Source organism: Gordonia sp. NPDC003585, from assembly GCF_040610755.1.
In the GTDB taxonomy this organism is placed as follows: Bacteria; Actinomycetota; Actinomycetes; order Mycobacteriales; family Mycobacteriaceae; genus Gordonia.
Genome location: NZ_JBEXMX010000165.1, coordinates 1 through 3,950, shown reverse-complemented (window position 1 = coordinate 3,950; position 3,950 = coordinate 1). Strand labels below are relative to the sequence as shown.

The following is a 3,950-nucleotide window of genomic DNA, read 5'->3' as shown; positions in this document are numbered from 1 at the left end:
GCGACGGTCTGACCCCACGCGCGATCGCCGAACTCGACGCTCTCGGCCTCGGCGACTACCTCGACGGACGCCCCCGCCTCGACGGCCTGCTCCTGCACGGCTGGGGTGCGACCAAGCGTGTGCCCTGGCCGTCGGGCCGCTTCCCCGCCTACGGCAGCGCGGTCGCGCGCACCGAGCTCGACGAGGAGATCCGCGCGCTCGCGGTTTCCAAGGGTGCCCGAATGATTCAGGGCGCCAAGGCTGTTGATGTGACGATGACCGGCGATCGGATCGAGTCGGTCACCCTGGCCACCGCGTCTGGGACGTCGTCGATCCGGGTGCGAGACGTGATCGTCGCCGACGGCGTGAAGTCCGGCCTCGGCAAGTCCCTGGGCCGAGAGTGGCACCGCGACACCGCCTATGGGACCGCCGCGCGCGCCTACGTCCCGTCGACCCGCGCCGACGAGAACTGGATGGGATCGCATCTCGAACTCCGTGGACCCGACGGCAACTTGCTGCCCGGATACGGCTGGGTCTTCCCGCTCGGCAGCGCGGGCGGTGGGCTGCTCAACGTCGGGGTCGGGGCGCTGGCCACCGCAAAACGCCCCGCGCACATGCAATTACGACCGATCCTCGAGTTCTACGCGAACATGGTCCGCGACGAATGGGGCATCGAGGGACCGCCGGTCCGACTCACATCTGCGCTGCTGCCGATGGGCGGCGCGGTGACCGGAGTCGCGGGACGCAACTGGATGCTCATCGGCGACGCCGCGGCATGTGTGAACCCGCTCAACGGCGAGGGCATCGACTACGCCCTCGAAACCGGCCGGCTCGCCGTCGAACTCATCGGCGACACCCGCGCCGACCCCGACCACACCGCCCGTTGGCGCGACATCCTCGTCGACCACTACGGTCTCGCGTTCTCCGCCGCCCGACGCCTCGCCGGGCTGCTTACCGTGCCCCAGGCAGTCCCGACCCTCGGCCGTCCCGGGATTCGGTCGCAGCGGCTGATGTCGATGGTCGTGCGGGTGATGGGCAACCTGATCACCCCCGACGACGCCGACCTCGTCGCCCGCGCCTGGCGCGGTGCCGGCCGGGTCTCGACGCGCATCGACGCACGGCCGCCGTTCTCCTGAGTGATCCACACCACGAACCCACACCATCGTGACCACCCACATGTAATCAATGAGACGTTTTCGGTGATATGTTCCAAGCATGCTCGCAGCCCGCTTCCGCAACTCCAAACGCTATCGTCGGCGCGATGAAATCGACCGCATCGACGCCGTCGCCGACCCGGTGTCCATCGCCCGCGCACTCGGGACCCAGGAGTTCCCGTGGGGCATCACGCAGGCCTTGAGCTTCGCGCTGTTCCGCACCTACGCCGTCCCATCCATCGGCGACTTGCTCTATCGCACAGGCCAATTCACCGACGAGACACAGAAGCGCTACGACGACACGGTGCTGCTGCTCGACGCACCGATCGAGCACGGCTTCGACAGCACGACGGGACGGTCGGCGATCCGGCGTATCAACCAGATGCATGCCCGTTACGACATCTCCAACGACGACATGCTCTACGTGCTGGCCACTTTCGTGGTCTGTCCGGTCCAGTGGGTGAACGCCTACGAGTGGCGCAAGCTCACCGACCACGAGATCACCGGGCTGACCAATCACTACCGCAAACTCGGTAAGCACATGGCGATCAAGAATCTTCCCGCAACCTACGCAGAGTTCGAGAAGTTCCTCGTCGACTACGAGCGCGAGCACTTCGCCTACAGCGCCGACTCGCGCAAAGTCGCCGACGCGACGCTCGACCTCCTGTGCACCTTCCTGCCCTACCGCCTCCTTCCGCGGCCCGTCGTGCGTCGAATGTCGTTCGCGCTCATGGACGATCCGCTTCTCGAGGCCTTCGGCTACCCCAAGCCGACCGCCGTCGAACGCGTCCTGGTGCGCGGTGGACTGAAGGCGCGCGGTTTGGCGATCCGCACGTTTGCCCGGCCGCGGGTGAAGCCGATCTACGGACGTGAGATGTCGCAGGTCCGCGGATACTCGCGCGGGTACCAGGTCGAAGACCTCGGCACCTTCGCCCCCGGTTGCCCTGTGCCACACGCCGATCCGACGCCCGACCTCGCTGTCGGCTGCCCGGTCCCCCACGCCGCCAACACCTGAGCATTCGTTGAGCGTGCGTCACTTCCGGGCGGAATGCACCGCCGCGATACCGCCGGTCAGGTTCTGCCAGCGCACCTGCGAAAAGCCCGCGTCGCGCATCAGGTCGCCGAGCGCGAACTGGTCGGGCCACGCCCGAATCGATTCTGCGAGATACACATACGCCGACGGATTGCTCGACACCCGAGTCGCGACAGCGGGCAACGCCTTCATCAGGTACTCCATGTACACGGTGCGGAAGGGCCGCAGCGTCGGGGTGGAGAATTCGCAGATGACGATCCGCCCACCCGGTTTCAGCACCCGGTAGAGCTCGCCGAGCGCTTGCGACACGTCGTAGACGTTGCGCAGCCCGAACGAGATGGTCGCGGCGTCGAACGACGCGTCGGCGAACGGCAGGTGCAACGCGTCGGCGGCGACCTTCGGCACGTCGCGCGCAGCGCCGGCCTTGAGCATGCCGAGCGAGAAATCCGCGGCGATACACACCGCGCCGGACCGCGCCAGCTCGACCGTCGACACCGCAGTACCGGCGGCAAGATCGAGCACCACGTCGCCCGGTTTCAGATCCAATGCCTTGCGAGTGGTCTTGCGCCAACTCCGATCCCGCCCGAACGACAGCACGGTGTTGGTGATGTCGTACCGCTTGGCGACGCCGTCGAACATGGCCGCAACCTCGGCCGGATCCTTGCCGAGCGTCGCGCGCTCGCCACTCGTTGAGCCCGAAGCAGCTGCCATGCGCCTCAGGCTACCTGCAGCCACGACGGCTCAGGCGACCCGCCCGCGCCGCGACCGGCCCGATGCGGAACCGTCGAGCACCGAGTCGTAGTGCCCGACCAGCTGCGCGCAGATCGCCGACCACGACCGACTCCGCACCGCCTGCACCGCCGCACGACCAAACGCGGCCCGCAGCGCATCGTCGCGCAAGGTGTCGACGACCTCCGGCAGCCGCGTCGAGAACTCGTCGACCCCGAGCAGGTATCCGGTCCGGAACGGCGCGACCAGGTCGCGCGGACCCCCCGCGTCGGGCCCGATGACGGGCAGCCCGCTGGCCATCGCCTCTTGAATGGCCTGGCAGAACGTCTCGTGTTCGCCGGCGTGCACGAAGATGTCGAGGCTCGCGTACGCGCGAGCGAGGTCGACGCCCCGCAGCTCGCCGGTGAACACCGCACCCGGCATCAGCCGTTCCAGCCGTGCCCGCTCCGGCCCGTCGCCGACGATCACCAGCTGCACCGTCGGGTCGGCAGCCAACGACGCCAACCGTTCCACGTGCTTCTCCGGCGCGAGCCGACCCACGAATCCGACGACGAGCTCGGCGCTGTCGCCCATCCACGAAGCACGCAGCTCAAGATCCCGCCGACCGGGCGAGTACAACTCGTTGTCGACGCCCCGACCCCACTTGCGCAGACGCGGAATACCATGCGCGGCAAGTTCTTCCAACGCAGCCGACGACGGCGCCAGGGTGAGGTCGCAGAGTTCGTGGAGGCGTCGGGTGTACTGCCAGGCCAGCTGTTCCACGGCGCCGAGCCGATACTCCGCGGCAAACCCCGCCACGTCGGTCTGGAACACCGCGACCGCCGGCACGCGCAACTTCCGCGCGGCAAGAGCCCCCGCCGCCCCGACCACGAACGGCGACGCCAGATGCACGACGTCGGGCTCGAAATCACGCAGCGCGCGGTAGAGCACCGGCGCCGGAACCCCGACCGGCAACGACGTCACCCACGGCACCGCGGGATGCGCCATCACGATCGTCAGGAACGGAAAGTCCGCGGCGACGTCGTCGAGCAGCATCGGATCGGAGTACCGCAGCT

General features: G+C 68.2%; 3 protein-coding genes and 2 pseudogenes. 2 read left to right on the top strand and 3 right to left on the bottom strand.

Features of this window, described 5'->3' with window-relative positions:
* On the top strand, nucleotides 1-1,115 hold a 1,115-nt coding region (locus ABZW74_RS24170), incomplete at its 5' end, for an FAD-linked oxidoreductase (protein ID WP_355280006.1).
* 79 nt (nucleotides 1,116-1,194) lie between these two features.
* Entirely contained in the window at nucleotides 1,195-2,148 is a 954-nt protein-coding gene (locus tag ABZW74_RS24165) for an oxygenase MpaB family protein (RefSeq protein ID WP_355280003.1), read from the top strand.
* A gap of 18 nt (nucleotides 2,149-2,166) precedes the next feature.
* Here the strand turns inward: ABZW74_RS24165 and ABZW74_RS24160 are convergent, their stop codons facing one another.
* The 3 genes and pseudogenes from ABZW74_RS24160 to ABZW74_RS24150 all read right to left on the bottom strand — a co-directional run.
* Nucleotides 2,167-2,877 (bottom strand): demethylmenaquinone methyltransferase, encoded by a 711-nt coding sequence (locus ABZW74_RS24160; RefSeq protein WP_355280001.1) that lies wholly within the window; start codon nucleotides 2,875-2,877, stop codon nucleotides 2,167-2,169.
* 30 nt (nucleotides 2,878-2,907) lie between these two features.
* A pseudogene (locus ABZW74_RS24155) lies at nucleotides 2,908-3,873 on the bottom strand (glycosyltransferase family 1 protein); the annotation flags it as partial.
* A pseudogene (locus ABZW74_RS24150) lies at nucleotides 3,856-3,950 on the bottom strand (4-hydroxyphenyl-beta-ketoacyl-CoA hydrolase); the annotation flags it as partial. The pseudogenes ABZW74_RS24155 and ABZW74_RS24150, both read right to left, overlap by 18 nt.